Consider the following 14,453-nt stretch of genomic DNA (forward strand, 5'->3'; position numbering starts at 1 on the left):
ATAAACTTTCAAAGGAAGTCTATGCAAAATATACTCAAAATAGAGCAAATGCTTTTTATCTGCATTGACGTGCAAGAAAAATTAGTAGGGGTGATGGCGGATAAAGAAAAGCTTATTAAAAGCACTAATATACTTTTAGAATCTGCCCAAGAACTGCATATCCCCACACTTATTACCGAACAATATCCCAAAGGATTAGGCAAAACGCATAATGCAGTAAAGATTCCTCCTCACGCACAAATACTAGAAAAAACACATTTTAGTATTTTTGGCGATGAAAAAATCGCTCAATATATCGCACAAAGCAAGGCAAAAATGCTTATTCTCTTTGGGATTGAAAGCCATATTTGCGTCTTGCAAAGCATTATAGAAGCACAGAATCTAGGCTATAAATGCCTCCTTGCTGCTGATGCGTGTAGCTCAAGAGAGGTGCAAAACTACCAACTTGCTCTAGCATTTTTCCACGCTCAAGGTATAGAAGTGCTGCCTAGTGAATCTATTCTTTTTAGAATCTTGGGTGATTGCAAGCACCCATCATTTAAAGCCATATCCACACTTGTAAAATAGCTCTCTTTTATTATCATCTTATCTCTCTACCCTCGGTAGTCCATCATTACCGAGGCAAACAATGCAACATAATCTTTGTTTTATCAACTCACAAATTTATGAGCCCCGACAAAGGAATTAACTTTGCTTTTTGAAAGTTATAATATAATAGTATTTAAAGAAGTGATACGGAGGATTCGACCCTACAATGAATGTGGCGCTTACACAAAACTATATTCAAATCACCGTTGAAGAAGAAAGCGACTTCTTGCATAAAGCCCTCGCGTATGCTGAAAAATATTTTTCCAAAAGCTACCGCTTATCACGCACAATTTTAATCTTAGATGATGGAGAGCGCTTTAAAAAAGATTATCTTGTGAATTGGGCTTATCACGCCTTTGGGCAAGATGAAAAACATCAAAGAATCCATCATCTCCTTGATAACTTAGACAGCCCCGAAAACCAATCCCCTGCCCAAGATGAGGTGCAATCCATACAAACACCCCTAGAGGAGCCTCTGCAGGATTTAAAATATCTGCTTGATTTTACCTATCTGCCTATACGCATTAAAATTGTGAATAAAAATGCTCTGATAGAGCGTGTAAAAATCGCTTTGCGGATTCTTAATACCAAGCGCGTGATGCTTAGAATGGATAAAGCCAACAATGTAGCAAGGCGCTATATTGCAAATATTTTCGAAGATTATTATGTAGGTTGCGATAGAAATGAAATTTATTTAGATAGCACAAAGCCTTATTTTTGGGATAGCATTATGAATCTTATTAGTTTTAAGGTGATCCATAATGTAATTTTGGACTTTGATTATGATAGTTTTGCCAATCGTGGAGGATTAGGGAGTTTTGAATCCTCTTTCCTTACCGATGAGGAGAGAATCTTGCGTGGCTGTTATATGACACTAGAGTGCCATTATCAAGATGATTTTGAGCAAGTAAAAAAAAGTTACCTCAAACTTGCTAAAGAATATCACCCTGACAATGTCTTTGGGCAAGAAGCGCATATCATAGAAAGTTATAATGATCGATTTAGAAAGATTCAAGAAGCGTATGAGAAAATCAAAAAATATCTGCGCGCAAGCTAAATTATCCCTCATCACTCTCTAATACTATAAATCTGCTTCTTATTTTTGAATTATACGTCTATTGCTTTTGTTTCCACTTTGCTTTCAGTTTATTTTTAGCCATTTTTCCATACTATTACAAATCATTCTTATTATTTGTATGAATGTTACCCAAAATTTCAAGGAGTATATATGAATAAATCGTATTTCAACCTCACCGCTGCATTGCTTGTATGCACGAGTCTCTTGGCAGATTCTCAAAGCAGTGAAGTGAGGGGGGGGGGGGCATATAACAACTCACCAGCAAAAGAACCCTTCAAAAGCATAAATCTTGGTCGCTCTGTGATTACTGCCTCTGGTTTTGAGCAGGATTTAAATATCGCCCCTGCCTCTATTTCTGTAGTAACCCCACAAGATATACAATCCCGCCCTGTGAGAGACTTAGCCGAAGCCTTAGCTAATGTGCCCGGCGTAAGCATAGATTCTGGTGTAACCAAAACCGGAGGCTATGGTATCTCTATTCGCGGTATGGGGACAGCTTATACACTCATTCTCATTGATGGCAAAAGAGTAAATGCAGATTCTAGCACTTTCCCTAATGGCTTTGGAGATTCTGTAACCTCATTTATGCCACCACTCAGTGCGATTGAAAGAATCGAAGTGATTAGAGGACCTGCCTCCACACTCTATGGAAGTGATGCTATTGGCGGTGTAGTAAATATCATCACAAAGAAAAATTATGAACAATGGGGCTCAAATATCACCTATGATTACACTTTTCAAGAATCTCGCCCCTTTGGCAATACCCAAAGTATTAATTTCTATACCGCAGGTCCACTTAATACTGCTAAAACTCTGGGCTTAATATTACGCAGTAGAATCTATACCCGCGATGGCGTATCTAATAGCGATTTAGCCGTAGCCCCAAATCACACAGGCGTTACAAGCAATAGTGGACAAAATAATGCCACTTCAGCCACCGCCTCGCAAATTGTAGGCTCTGCACCGGGTAGAATCTACAATGTAGGCACGAGGATTAATTGGAGCAGCACAGAATCTGTTGGTAAAAAGCCCAAAAATAATGTCTATTTAGACATTGACTACTCACAGCAAAGCTATGATAACTCACAAGGCTTAGTAATGAGCAATCGTAATGCAAACTCTTTTAATGTGTCTTGGGACGATTTAACCTTCCAGAAAAATAGCGGTTATGGCAAAAAATACAATATCTATCGTGGCAATGTTGTCCTCGCTCATAATGGAAGCTATATTGCTAATCCTAGTGGGCTTCTCTCCAATTTTTCAACCGATACTTCGCTAACCTATAATATTACTAATAATGCCGGGCGATTTGTCCCTCAAAATGCAGCCAGCGGCTTATCTACTAGCTCTGTTAATGGTGTAAATGCAGGAGATAGCAGGGAGCTGATTAATCAAGATGTAATACTAGACCATAAGAGCAATCTCTTTTTGAATCTTGGCTCATCTTTTGGTATCAACACCACTTTGGGAGGGAGGTATTGGTATAATAACTTTAATGATAATCTCCTCAAAGTTTCCACAGGCGATGCAAATGTTCATCAGCATATTAGCGCACTCTTTGGCGAGGCGGAGTTTATCCTTTTTGATAAGCTTTTCATAACCACAGGTGTAAGGGGCAATTTTAATTCTATCTTTGGTTCAAACATAAGCCCACGCGCCTATCTTGCCTATAATGTGCTTGATGATCAGCTAACCATTAAGGGCGGTATCTCCACAGGCTACAAAAGTCCTAGCCTCAATCAGCTTGTAGCGGATATTGTAAGTTATTCAGGTTCAGGCACAAACCCCACTTATGGGAATCCAAACTTAAAGCCAGAATCTAGCGTGAATTATGAGCTCTCAATATTAAGCGATAATGATTATTTCTCCGCTTCTCTTACAGGATTCTATATTCAATTTAAAGATAAAATCAATCAAACAGGTGGTTTGGGCGGTAATATTACCAACGGGCAGATTATCCCTACCTTAGGTATTGCCTGCCAAGCTACAAGCGGAAATTGCTCCTATTATAGCAATGCCGATGAAGCACTAAGCTATGGAGCAGAAGTGTTTGTGGGGATAAAGCCAATCAACGTAGGTTATGGTGGTATAAGCTTGAGCGCAGCTTATACTTACAATCACACAGAGATTACAAAAAGCAATACTGCTGCAGATATAGGCATAGCCTTTACAAATGTGCCTTTACATATCTTGAATGCCTCTCTTAACTATGATACACCAAAATGGGGATTGTATATAAGAGAAGAGTATAAAGATGGAATCTATCGTGGTAATCCCAATGGGAGAGGCAATATAGCAATTCAAGCACGTGCTGCAGGAGAATTTTATGATCCTTATTATCTAACGCATACAGGCGGATATTATAAGTTTAAAGACAATTTGCGTCTTAACCTTGCCATCTATAACTTGCTTAATTTTAACTTTATTAATTATATTCCCTATACTAACAACAATACCACTACCTACACTTCTGCCTATAACTACATAAGAGAGGGCAGAAGGTATTATCTCTCCGTGCAAATGGATTTTTAGATACTATTGTGCCCCTGCTGCTATCCTTTGCACCACAAAGCTCTTGTAAATGGGAGCTAAGCCCCCCCCCCATTTACACCATTCAACGCCATACGCATGAAGTGCTTATCCACACTTATAAAAGGCTTTGCCGATATACTCTCGCAATAGCGAAGCTACGGGGACAAAGTAAAACTTCCTGCAAAAACGCAGTTTTTTTAGATGAAATCCCGCAAGAGCAAAAGAACACACTGATAACTAAGGCTACACTTTAGTTATCAGTGCTCAAAGATATGCTTCTCACTCCCCCTTATATATCGTTTGCTAGATTACCCGCTCACTACCCTTACGATGCTTTAAAATGAGAGTATCATTTTCGCCGAGCGCGTGGCGGGAAAAGCTAAAGGGCTTAAAGGTATCGCTTTTATACGCTACGGCGTAACCTTTTGCGGTGATTCTTTACCCTGTGTTTGCTTGTGTCAAATTCTCTTTTAATAGCACAATTACTCCTTTTAAATACATTTTTGAATCTAAAAGATTCTATGAACGCAATTAATAAAGCCTGATACCTAGTACCTATCAAAAGGAATGCACATAATAATGAAGAATATCAACAAAGTATTGAGGAGGAGATATTGCGCATTGTTGATTTTATATTTATTATTTGTGTGAAGTTTTTACCAAAAATGCAAACATTATACAAACGCTAGTATTTGCTATTCTTTCTTAGTAAATATGCTCATCTTTTCATCAAGCACTTCACTCTCTACATCTAAAAATGTCAAAACACTATGAAAGATATGAAAGTGTGTTGCTTCATTCAAATCTTTAATCCTACTGGCATTAGAACTCCACACAAAAAATGGTATTTCATATTGCTCCTTTGGTGCAAATGCTAATGGTATCCCGTGCATATATACACCATTTTCACCCAAGCTCTCGCCGTGATCACTTACATAAATCATTGTGCTGTCGTATTTATCAAGTTTGCTTAACTGACTAATGACTGAATGCAATAAAAAATCAGTATAGAGGATTGTATTATCATACGCATTAATAATTTCACTCTGTAAGCATCCCCTTGGTTCGACACTTTTGCACACAGGCTTAAAGATTTCAAATTGAGGAGGGTATTTCTTATAATATGTTGGTCCATGGCTCGTGCTTGTATGAATGATAATAAGCACTTTGGGCGATTTTGCTAACTCAATATCCTCAGTTAGTCCCGCCACAAGTGCAGACTCATAGTTATCATTAAGATGAATATATTTCTCTGCAAGTTGCGGATATCGCATAATATTTTCACTGGGTAGGTGAAGTGGAGGCTCACCCCAATTTGTCGAACGCCACATCACATCCACTCCAGTGCGTGCAAGATAGTTTGGCAATATCTCATATAGATTCGTACTATCCTTGTATGAAAGCATATTTTTCACAGATGCGCTCGTATATGTCGTGCTTGATTTTGCATAAAAATGTCGGAGTCCTGACACTTCTAAAAGGAGGGGATTGGTATTACGTGAATAACCATAAAGTGAGAAGTTTTTTGCACGTGCAGATTCACCAATTACGAGCACGACTACAGATTTTTTGTCATTTGCAATGTGTGCATCAGGGAGTGGAATTTCTTTTTTGTTTTTTGCTAGTTCCCCTTGAAAATACCGCACTGAGTTACCTATATATGACCAAGGCATAATAAGTGCGCCAAGTTGTTTAGAGTATTTATCAAGCCACAATAGATTCTGAAAATTAACTCCAGTAAGCACAATAAGCACAAAAAATATCAAGCCTAAGCTCTTAGTAAGTGATTTGCGCGTAGGTCTTGCCACCTTTTCAAAGAGTAGAAAGCACGCTGGGAGAAGACCTAGTATAACTATATAAAGTGCCATTTTTAAAGATAGAAACTCTCCTGCTTCTGCTGGATTTGTGTTAAAGAGATTGCCCATCATCGTTTTATCCAAAAACACTCCATATACAGAGACAAAATACACCGCTATGGCGTTTGTAATTGAGATAAGCGCAAACCATATTTTGGTGAGCCTGAAAGAGATGAGTGCTAATAAGAGTGGCATAAGTGTAGTAAGTGCGAACAAAAATAGCACGAGTGAGACAAATAGCACAATTGCACTTAGTGAATCTAAAGCGAGATTTGTCCGCACAAATCCTAAAAAAGGAAAATGAAAAAATGCTACTTGAAGTGCGGAAATGACGAAAATAAAGGCGATAGGATTAGCTCTAGTGGGTGTGGATTGTAAATCCAATCTTTGAGTGTTAGTAAAATATTTATGGAGTATCATAAATAAGCAGCCTAACGCACAAATAAGTGCAAGATAAAATACCAAAAGATTATGTTTGCTGATATTTGAAATCGCCATCACGACAGCAACTCCACCCAAAGTAGCGAAAATAAGCAAACCAAAACGTGAATCTAGCCAAGCAAAAATACGCGTCTTGCTTGCCACAAGCACGCCAAAGACTCCGCACACACACCCAAGAGACGCACCCACAAGGACATCTAGCGGATAGTGTGCTCCCACGCCCACGCGTGAAAGCCCCACAAATACACCTAAGAGAGTGATACTTATGATAAAAGGCAAACGCCATTTGCGAGTATTTGGCATAAAAGCAAAAAGTAGCACAGAAAGTATTGTGAATATAGTAATCGAATGCCCTGATGGTAAGCTATTTACGCCTGTGAGTCGCTCACCAATGATATTAAAAGTATTGTCAAAAATACGTGCTGGACGCGGCATTGCATAGATTGTCTTGAACAATATAGAAAGCACAAGAGAAAGCAAGGAGCTTGCTATGAGTGCTTCCCAAAGCTTAGGTGCGACAAGTGAAAACCCTAGTAAGAGTGCGAATGCTACACTCGCATCACCGAGTTGGGTAAGATTGTATGCGAGAGATGGGACATTGGACCAAAGCGAATTGATGGCTAAAAAAATATCCTTTTGAATCTGTGGATATACCTCCGGCTCACTCCAACCAAAGATTTTTAACATACCCAACAATAAGACAAAAGTACTTATTACGACGCCTAAATGCCATAAATTCACTTTGGCAAAATTCATACTGACTTGTTTATTCATAGCTGGGATTATACACAAATTATCAATAGAATTTATTGTAGTTTTATTGTTATTTATCTTTGGTGCAATTTGATTATTAAATTCATAAGAATCTAAATGCCCTTGCTTAGATTCTAACCTAGACCCTCAGCAAGCTAGAAAATTATATTTATCTTGTATCTTTACTTCAAAAAGCTAAAATTTTTGGTGCTTTATAGCTATATTTAGCACATAAAAACTTTGATTTTTTTCACAAATATCGAGATAAGTTCTTTAAGTATAGGTAAGCTATTCCTTACCCTTGCAAATCTTTTTTGCCTTTAGAGTCTCTCTATGTAAGTATTTTTCAAGGGGGTGGCGGACAGGGAGGGATTCGAACCCTCGGTAATCTTGCGACTACGCATCCTTAGCAGGGATGTGGTTTCAGCCAACTCACCCACCTGTCCGTATTGAATCTGTCATAGGGGCAAAAAAGAACGCTATTATATGCAAAAATCATAAAAATACACTTAACACCTTTATATCTAAATCTATAAGAATCATCTCTAAAATTGCAAAAATTTATATGCTTTTTGCTACAATCCTTAGAATCTTTAAAGCATTTTTATATTAACAACAAAAGGATTGTGATGAAAAAATATGCGTTTATTTTCCCCGGGCAAGGCTCGCAAAGCGTAGGTATGGGTAAGGAATTTTATGAAAATTTTGCCGTAGCAAAGGAGCTATTTGAGAGAGCCTCTGCTGCCTTAAATATGGATATGAAGCAGCTACTATTTGAGGAAAATGATAAGCTTAATCTCACGCAATACACGCAACCCGCGATATTTCTTGTAAGTGCTATCGCCCATAGCGTATTCCAAAGTGAATATCCGCTTATGCCAAGTGTGGCGATGGGGCATTCACTTGGTGAAGTAAGTGCGGTGGTGCTAAGCGATGGAGCGAGTTTTGAAAATGGAATAAAGCTTATCCACAAACGAGGGGAGCTAATGGCTAAGGCGTGTGAGGGTAAAAATGCAGGAATGATGGTTGTCGTGGGGCTTGATGATGAGAAGCTAGAGCAGTTTTGCAAACAATCTCAGCAAGCAGGTAAAAGTATTTGGTGTGCGAACTATAATGGCGATGGGCAAGTTGTCCTAGCCGGGAGCAAAGATGATTTAAGCGCAGCAGAATCCCATCTCAAAGCCTTAGGCGCTAAACGCGCCCTACTTTTGCCTATGTCTGTGGCAAGCCATTGTCCTTTGTTAGAATCTGCCACCGCGCCATTTGAAGCACTCTTAAAGGAAATCCTTAACGAAAGCTTAAGTACCCCTATTCTCTCTAATGCCACACTTGAAACTTACACCCAAAAGACACAGGCAAAGGCACTTTTGAGTAGCCAGCTCACTCAACCTGTGCTATATAAGCAATCTATCTTAAAGCTTAATGATGAAATCGATACCTTTATTGAATTTGGCAATGGCAATGTCTTGCGCGGTCTGAACAAACGTCTCAGTCAAGTGCCTACGTGGAATGTAAGCAATTTAACGAGTTTAAAAGAATGTATCGAGGGTATCAAAAGTAACGTATAAAGATTCTATAAAGGAGTAAATATGACAATTGGCATTATTGGAGCAATGGTTGAGGAAATCACTCCATTATTAGCACGATTTGGCACTTATAAAGAGCATAAAATAGGCAGCAATATTTATTATGAAATTACCCGAAACAATCACAGAATCTTTGTCGCTTATAGCAAGATTGGCAAGGTGCATGCAGCACTAAGCGCAAGTGTGATGATTCTAAAATTTGGCTGTGAGCAGATTATCTTTAGTGGCGTGGCGGGGGGCTTAAGCGCGGATTTGAAAGTAGGCGATTTAGTGCTTGGAAGTAAGCTATGTCAATATGATGTGGATATTAGCGCGTTTGGACATCCGCTTGGCTTTATCCCCGAGAGTAAGCTCTATATAGAATCCTCTCCCACCCTTAATGACATCGCCAAAAAGATTGCTAAAGCACAGGGCATTGCGTTAAAAGAGGGTATTATCGCTTCAGGCGATAGCTTTATTGCTAATACTGAAAAAAAGCGCTGGATTATGGAACAATTTAACGCCATAGCTGTAGAAATGGAGGGTGCAGCGGTGGCGGTGGTATGCGATGCGTGTAAGATTCCATTTTGTATTTTGCGCTCTATTAGCGATAGTGCCGATGGTAGCGCGGATATAAACTTTGATGAGTTCTTAGAGAGTTCTGCAAAACGTAGTGCGGATTTTGTGCTATCAATGTGCGAACACATTTTAGTTTAAAGGAGAGAGAATGCAGACCATCACACTTTTGCGACACGCTGATACAATAAGCAGGGAGGAATATCGATTGAAAAATAAAAAAGACAAAAGCGATATTTTCCGCCCATTAAGTAAGCTTGGAAAAAGCCAAAGCAAAGATATTGCACATTTTGCAAAGCAACATTTGCAATTTGATATGGTATTTTGCTCCCCTGCTAAACGCACACAGCAGACACTTAAGCCTTTAAAAAAGTATCTTGATGCGGATTCTATTGTGATTTGTGAGGATATTTCACCTGATTATGGGCTTGATGGATATATGAAACTCACGCAAACAAAGGCTTTTCAAAAGGCTTCAAATGTGCTTATTGTAGGACATCAGCCGGATTTAAAGAGCTTTGCGACTTATCTTTGCCCCTCATTTCACTCCCTTGTGCCAAAGGGTGTACTAATGCGATTTGTTATTAGCGCTAATAAAGATTCCTTAGAGGGAAGCGGTGTGATTGATTTTATTATCCCGCCTTTTATGCTTGAAGATTATAAATGAAAGGCAAACTACTGCATATAGGGCAAAGACGTGATGCGTTTAGTATGATGGAACTTGTCTTTGTCATCATCATACTTGGAATCCTTGCTGCTATCGCCATTCCGCGCCTTTCACTCACGCGTTCAGACGCACAGCTTATCGCTGTAGAAAATGATATTGTGAGTGCTATTAATGCTATTCAAAGAGAAGTGTTTAGCCAAAATATTGAGCCTAGCAATATTGATGGGATAAGAATGCTAGAGCTTGCTGGTCTAAGCCCTTCGCGTTGGGTAGCACAGAGCAATGGTGTACGTTTAGCCAAAAATGGTGTGCTTGATGTGCAAAATGACTGCATTACATTAATGCAGGAAAATGGCAAGTTAGTATTTTTCGTGCAGCCAAAGGCAGATTCTACATTATGCACTAAACTCCTTGAGCGACATCAAGCGCGTAGAGAAGTGCCGCTTAGCACCTCAAATGCGATATTCTAAGAGGGCGGCTTTTAGCGCGTTTGAACTATTATGTATTATTGTTATTATCGCCATTATGGCAAGTGTAGGGATACGTTATCTAGGGTATATCACATCTAAACAATGTCTTTTACACCTTAAGGCTAGGCTTACACATACCCAAAATGCCCTAAGTGCTTACTATACGGATACATTCATTCGTGCGGAATCTATTGACATAACCTATCCACAAAGGATTCTATCATATTTATCGCAGACAAACACCCCACAATGTGGCTTTAACATACAATCACATCAAATCATCGCTACCATTGGCACACAAAGCCTTGCTTTCAGCCTAGAGCCTCCCACATTAGAAGTTAATCCAAAAATATCCTGCAATCTCTCCACTCCCTTGTGTAAGGACTTTAGCGATAGAATCTTAGATAAATAAATGTTTATACTTGCCGCTCTGCCCCAAACGATAGAGAGCAAAATCATACTTAATAGGGTCATCTTCACACATAAGAGCAAGGCTATCACTCGCTTGTAGGGCACTCTGCAAATTATATACGCGGGAGCGCAAGATTCCAAGGTGAATGCAAAGCGTGAAAGTATGTGTATCAAGGGGCAAAATCAAATGTGAGGGTGAAATCTCCTGCCAAATCCCCATATCTATATGATCCTTACGCACAAGCCATCTAAGCAGCATATTCCACCGCTTCAGCGCGGAGGTGTGAGAAGGAATGCTATTTTTAGCCACTAAATACGCGCTATGTGATGTCCCAAGCGCAAAGCATAGCCCCTTGCTTAAGGGCAAATGAGCCGTTTTTGCATAATGATAAAGTATCTCTATACACTCATAAATCCCATAGAGCATTCGTGCGTGATGGGCATTCTTGCTTTTATCCCATAAAGCGCTATTAATAGGCGCGTTTTTATAGGCTTGTAGAAAATGTGGATACAATCCTCCATTCTCGCACATAAGAGCTATAATATGAAAGAGTGCTTTTATATCTACTTGAGTTTGGAATCTATAATAGGGAAATATGCTCTCATCGCTTTGAGTAATCTTGCGCACAGATTCTAAAAGTGTGAAATCAAGGCTTTGTAGCATTTTGACAATCGCCCTTGCATTGCCATAAGCAAGTAGAGCACATATAAGGGCAATTTCTGCAGTATAGGGCTTGTGTTGATATGTTTTTGCTACAAATAGCGGGTCTGGCTTCTCCTCACTTAATTCATCGGGCGTATTTTTATATGAATAATACTCCTCAAGTATCGTCTTTAGCTTTTGCATACTATTCCTTGATTATTGATATTTGTGAGTTAGAATCGGGATAATTTTAACATAAAAGGCAAAAAATGAGGAAATACCTCCTTATGCTTGTGGTATTTGTAAATCTTCTACAAGCGGAATATTTAGGGTTTGAATCTGCCTATACAGAGGCTTTAGCGCATAATGATGGGCTAAAAAGCTCACAAAGTGCGCTAGATAAACAAGAAAAACTAAGAAGCGCGACAAAAATGCTCTACCTCCCTCAAATTTCGCTTAATGCCGCATATATCCGTCTGCAAGAGCCGATGAATTTCAATCTAGTGCAAAACGCCCAATCCCTCAATAACCCGATATTTGCTCCCTTATTGTCGCATTTTAATGGCATTACCTTAGAGGATGAAAATATTGTCTTTGGTGCACTTAATATTATCTATCCCATTTTTAGCGGCGGAAAAAAATATTATGCCAATAAGCTCTCTCAAATCGCGCTTGAAGATGCCACTCTTGCACTTAAGCTTAAAGAATTAAGTCTTTTTGAGGATTGTGCAAAGCTCTATTATGGTGCGGTATTAGCCAATCAGATTCTGCATACGCTAGAAGAGGCTAATGCGGGGCATTTACTGCATTATCAAAATGCGCTCAAACTCCAAGAAAAGGGGCAAATTGCCCGTTTAGAGACGCTTCAAGCACAAGTGAATTATGATAAATCAAGCATTGATATGCAAAAAGCAAATGATAATCTCAAAATCGCCAATATGGCGCTTAATGCGATGTTAGGCAGAGATTCTAATGCTTCACTTGAACTGATAGCAAGCATTGATATTAAGCCCGATGCGCTGCTGCAAAATGTAGATTATTTCATCCAAAAGTCGCTTGAAATCTATCCTGCCTTGCAAATGATGAATAATAAAATCAAATCTGCTGATGAGCTAAGCCATATTGAATTTGCCTCTTTTTTGCCTGATGTAGGGCTTTTTGGTAGCTATATAGTCAATGATAATAGCTCTTTATTAGATAAGGCTATGCCGCACTGGTATGTGGGTATCGGGGCGAGATGGTCGCTCCTTAGCCCAAATGGGAGAATTCAAAAATATCAAGCAAGTAAAATCGCCTCCCTAGAGGCGCAATACACCACATCTCAAGCAAAAAAAGACTTAAAAACATTATGTGAAAAAACCTATAATGAGGTGCTTTCTTATAAAACCCAATATTTTAGTCTGCAATCCTCTGTCGAACTCGCTAAGGAACATCTCAAATTGCGAGAAAGTGCGTTTTTGCAAGGTATGAGCACAAGCGCAGAGGTAAGCGATGCGCAAAATGCCCTTTCGCTCGCCCTTATTGAAAGGCAAAGTGTGGCATATAACTATGCTATCGCGCTTTCAAGGCTTTTAGCCTTGAGTGGAGAGGTGGAGAGATTCTATATTTTTTTTAATTAATGGAGAAGCATAATGAAAAGATCGCTTAAGGTGGTAGCACTTGTTTTAATCGCTTTGTGTTTTGTGGTGTGGCTTATTATTAGCTTCAAACGCGCCTATGAACCTAAAGAAGACAGAATCTATGCACAAGTGCAAGCACGAGAATATGCCATTAGCTCTAAAGTAGCTGGTCGTGTGGAAAATATCTTTGTCAAAAAGGGTGATATGCTCAAAAAAGGCGATTTAGTATATAACATTAATTCCCCCGAGCTTCAAGCTAAGATAGAACAGGCAAAGGCAGGATATGAAGCAGCTCAAGCTTTAAGCACGGAGGCCAAGCAGGGTGCGAGAGTAGAGAGTATTCAAAGTGCAAAAGATGTGTGGCAAGGTTCAAAGACGATGGCAAATCTTGCTAAAAGCACTTATGAGCGCATAGAATCTCTCTATAAAGATGGTGTAGTAAGTCAGCAAAGACGTGATGAAGCATATGCAAACTACACAACCGCCAAGCATAATGAAAATGCTGCCTATCAGCAGTATAAAATCGCCCTTGATGGTGCAAGTAACGAGATGAAAATCGCCGCCCAAGCTAAAGCAGACGCTGCCGCAGGGCAAGTCAATGAAGTAGAAAGCTATGCCAAAGATACACAGGCTATCGCCCCAGCAAATGGTGAGGTAAGCAATATCTTACTACACGAGGGAGAGCTTGCCCCGAGTGGATTCCCTGTTGTGCTAATGATTGATATGAATGAGGCGTGGATTAGCTTTGCTGTGCCAGAATATCGCTTAAAGGATTTTGCTAAAGATAGCACTTTTAGGGCATATATCCCTGCACTTGAGAGAGAGGCGGAATTTAAAGTAACATTTGTCTCTGTGATGGGAGACTTTGCGACTTGGAGAGCTACAAGCGCACATAAAGGCTATGATGTCAAAACCTTTGCAGTAGAAGCCCACCCTCTATCACATATTGAGGGCTTACGTGTGGGTATGAGTGTGCTGATTGATTAGCTTTAAGGTAGATTTGTGCTAAGTTTTATTAGAATCCTAAGCTTATTTCATTGATCCCACATAAAGGTAAGCTTATGGCAAAAAAATGTTTTTTCACAGGTAAAGGTCCTATGGTAGGCAATAATGTAAGCCACGCTAATAACAAAACAAAGAGACGTTCCCTCCCCAATCTCCGTAGTATCGCCCTCAAGCTTGAAGATGGTACAAAGGTGCGCGTTAAGGTAGCTGCTTCTACTTTACGCACGATGAAAAAATACTCTTAATTCT

At 39.4% G+C, this 14,453-nt stretch carries 13 protein-coding genes and 1 tRNA gene; 11 read left to right on the forward strand and 3 right to left on the reverse strand.

The features are described 5' to 3' along the window. Positions 1-21 precede the first annotated feature (21 nt). From QZ289_RS00550 to QZ289_RS00560, 3 genes are all read left to right on the forward strand, one after another. On the forward strand, positions 22-567 hold the full coding sequence (locus QZ289_RS00550; protein WP_295697961.1) for an isochorismatase family protein: 546 nt from the start codon (positions 22-24) through the stop codon (positions 565-567). Between the two features lie 187 nt (positions 568-754). Continuing rightward, the gene (locus QZ289_RS00555) at positions 755-1,645 is read left to right on the forward strand and encodes a J domain-containing protein (RefSeq protein WP_295697964.1); all 891 of its coding nucleotides are present in this window, start codon (positions 755-757) and stop codon (positions 1,643-1,645) included. 171 nt (positions 1,646-1,816) lie between these two features. Continuing rightward, positions 1,817-4,198 carry a TonB-dependent receptor gene (locus QZ289_RS00560; protein WP_295697966.1) on the forward strand — a complete coding sequence of 794 codons (2,382 nt, stop codon included), beginning with the start codon at positions 1,817-1,819 and terminating at the stop codon, positions 4,196-4,198. A 695-nt stretch (positions 4,199-4,893) separates the two neighbouring features. Here the strand turns inward: QZ289_RS00560 and eptA are convergent. Beyond that, positions 4,894-7,251: a phosphoethanolamine--lipid A transferase EptA gene (gene eptA, locus QZ289_RS00565; RefSeq protein WP_295697968.1), complete on the reverse strand. Its 2,358-nt coding sequence runs from the start codon at positions 7,249-7,251 to the stop codon at positions 4,894-4,896. A 352-nt stretch (positions 7,252-7,603) separates the two neighbouring features. Next, a tRNA-Ser gene (locus tag QZ289_RS00570) sits at positions 7,604-7,694 on the reverse strand. 183 nt (positions 7,695-7,877) lie between these two features. Between QZ289_RS00570 and fabD the strand changes: the two genes are divergently transcribed. Genes fabD through QZ289_RS00595 form a run of 5 tightly spaced genes read left to right on the forward strand, consistent with a single transcriptional unit; the run spans position 7,878 to position 10,938 of the window. Next, on the forward strand, positions 7,878-8,816 hold the full coding sequence (gene fabD, locus QZ289_RS00575; protein ID WP_295697970.1) for an ACP S-malonyltransferase: 939 nt from the start codon (positions 7,878-7,880) through the stop codon (positions 8,814-8,816). A gap of 21 nt (positions 8,817-8,837) precedes the next feature. Then, entirely contained in the window at positions 8,838-9,530 is a 693-nt protein-coding gene (locus tag QZ289_RS00580; RefSeq protein WP_295697972.1) for a 5'-methylthioadenosine/adenosylhomocysteine nucleosidase, read from the forward strand. 10 nt (positions 9,531-9,540) lie between these two features. Continuing rightward, on the forward strand, positions 9,541-10,056 hold the full coding sequence (locus QZ289_RS00585) for a histidine phosphatase family protein (protein WP_295697975.1): 516 nt from the start codon (positions 9,541-9,543) through the stop codon (positions 10,054-10,056). Next, on the forward strand, positions 10,053-10,526 hold the full coding sequence (locus QZ289_RS00590; protein WP_295697977.1) for a prepilin-type N-terminal cleavage/methylation domain-containing protein: 474 nt from the start codon (positions 10,053-10,055) through the stop codon (positions 10,524-10,526). Before QZ289_RS00585 ends, QZ289_RS00590 begins: the two co-directional genes overlap by 4 nt. Continuing rightward, positions 10,513-10,938 carry a type II secretion system protein gene (locus QZ289_RS00595; RefSeq protein WP_295697980.1) on the forward strand — a complete coding sequence of 142 codons (426 nt, stop codon included), beginning with the start codon at positions 10,513-10,515 and terminating at the stop codon, positions 10,936-10,938. Before QZ289_RS00590 ends, QZ289_RS00595 begins: the two co-directional genes overlap by 14 nt. Here the strand turns inward: QZ289_RS00595 and QZ289_RS00600 are convergent. Further along, positions 10,927-11,784, reverse strand: a complete 858-nt coding sequence (locus tag QZ289_RS00600; protein WP_295697983.1) for a TIGR02757 family protein — start codon at positions 11,782-11,784, stop codon at positions 10,927-10,929. The two genes, QZ289_RS00595 and QZ289_RS00600, sit on opposite strands and share 12 nt — an antisense overlap. A gap of 65 nt (positions 11,785-11,849) precedes the next feature. Between QZ289_RS00600 and QZ289_RS00605 the strand changes: the two genes are divergently transcribed. The 3 genes from QZ289_RS00605 to rpmB all read left to right on the forward strand — a co-directional run bounded on the left by QZ289_RS00605 (position 11,850) and on the right by rpmB (position 14,449). Then, positions 11,850-13,199, forward strand: a complete 1,350-nt coding sequence (locus QZ289_RS00605) for a TolC family protein (protein WP_295697986.1) — start codon at positions 11,850-11,852, stop codon at positions 13,197-13,199. Between the two features lie 12 nt (positions 13,200-13,211). Then, positions 13,212-14,186: an efflux RND transporter periplasmic adaptor subunit gene (locus tag QZ289_RS00610; protein ID WP_295697989.1), complete on the forward strand. Its 975-nt coding sequence runs from the start codon at positions 13,212-13,214 to the stop codon at positions 14,184-14,186. 74 nt (positions 14,187-14,260) lie between these two features. Further along, positions 14,261-14,449 carry a 50S ribosomal protein L28 gene (gene rpmB, locus QZ289_RS00615; RefSeq protein ID WP_295697991.1) on the forward strand — a complete coding sequence of 63 codons (189 nt, stop codon included), beginning with the start codon at positions 14,261-14,263 and terminating at the stop codon, positions 14,447-14,449. The last annotated feature ends 4 nt before the right edge of the window (positions 14,450-14,453 follow it).

Source organism: uncultured Helicobacter sp. (assembly GCF_910577135.1).
In the GTDB taxonomy this organism is placed as follows: domain Bacteria; phylum Campylobacterota; class Campylobacteria; order Campylobacterales; family Helicobacteraceae; genus Helicobacter_C; species Helicobacter_C mastomyrinus.

What these genes read in the sequence shown, in the direction of transcription:
- QZ289_RS00550 (WP_295697961.1), top strand. Translation starts at nt 22, where the DNA reads ATGCAAAATATACTCAAAATAGAGCAAATGCTTTTTATCTGCATTGAC.
- QZ289_RS00555 (WP_295697964.1), top strand. Translation starts at nt 755, where the DNA reads ATGAATGTGGCGCTTACACAAAACTATATTCAAATCACCGTTGAAGAA.
- QZ289_RS00560 (WP_295697966.1), top strand. Translation starts at nt 1,817, where the DNA reads ATGAATAAATCGTATTTCAACCTCACCGCTGCATTGCTTGTATGCACG.
- eptA (WP_295697968.1), bottom strand. Translation starts at nt 7,251, where the DNA reads ATGAATTTTGCCAAAGTGAATTTATGGCATTTAGGCGTCGTAATAAGT.
- fabD (WP_295697970.1), top strand. Translation starts at nt 7,878, where the DNA reads ATGAAAAAATATGCGTTTATTTTCCCCGGGCAAGGCTCGCAAAGCGTA.
- QZ289_RS00580 (WP_295697972.1), top strand. Translation starts at nt 8,838, where the DNA reads ATGACAATTGGCATTATTGGAGCAATGGTTGAGGAAATCACTCCATTA.
- QZ289_RS00585 (WP_295697975.1), top strand. Translation starts at nt 9,541, where the DNA reads ATGCAGACCATCACACTTTTGCGACACGCTGATACAATAAGCAGGGAG.
- QZ289_RS00590 (WP_295697977.1), top strand. Translation starts at nt 10,053, where the DNA reads ATGAAAGGCAAACTACTGCATATAGGGCAAAGACGTGATGCGTTTAGT.
- QZ289_RS00595 (WP_295697980.1), top strand. Translation starts at nt 10,513, where the DNA reads ATGCGATATTCTAAGAGGGCGGCTTTTAGCGCGTTTGAACTATTATGT.
- QZ289_RS00600 (WP_295697983.1), bottom strand. Translation starts at nt 11,784, where the DNA reads ATGCAAAAGCTAAAGACGATACTTGAGGAGTATTATTCATATAAAAAT.
- QZ289_RS00605 (WP_295697986.1), top strand. Translation starts at nt 11,850, where the DNA reads ATGAGGAAATACCTCCTTATGCTTGTGGTATTTGTAAATCTTCTACAA.
- QZ289_RS00610 (WP_295697989.1), top strand. Translation starts at nt 13,212, where the DNA reads ATGAAAAGATCGCTTAAGGTGGTAGCACTTGTTTTAATCGCTTTGTGT.
- rpmB (WP_295697991.1), top strand. Translation starts at nt 14,261, where the DNA reads ATGGCAAAAAAATGTTTTTTCACAGGTAAAGGTCCTATGGTAGGCAAT.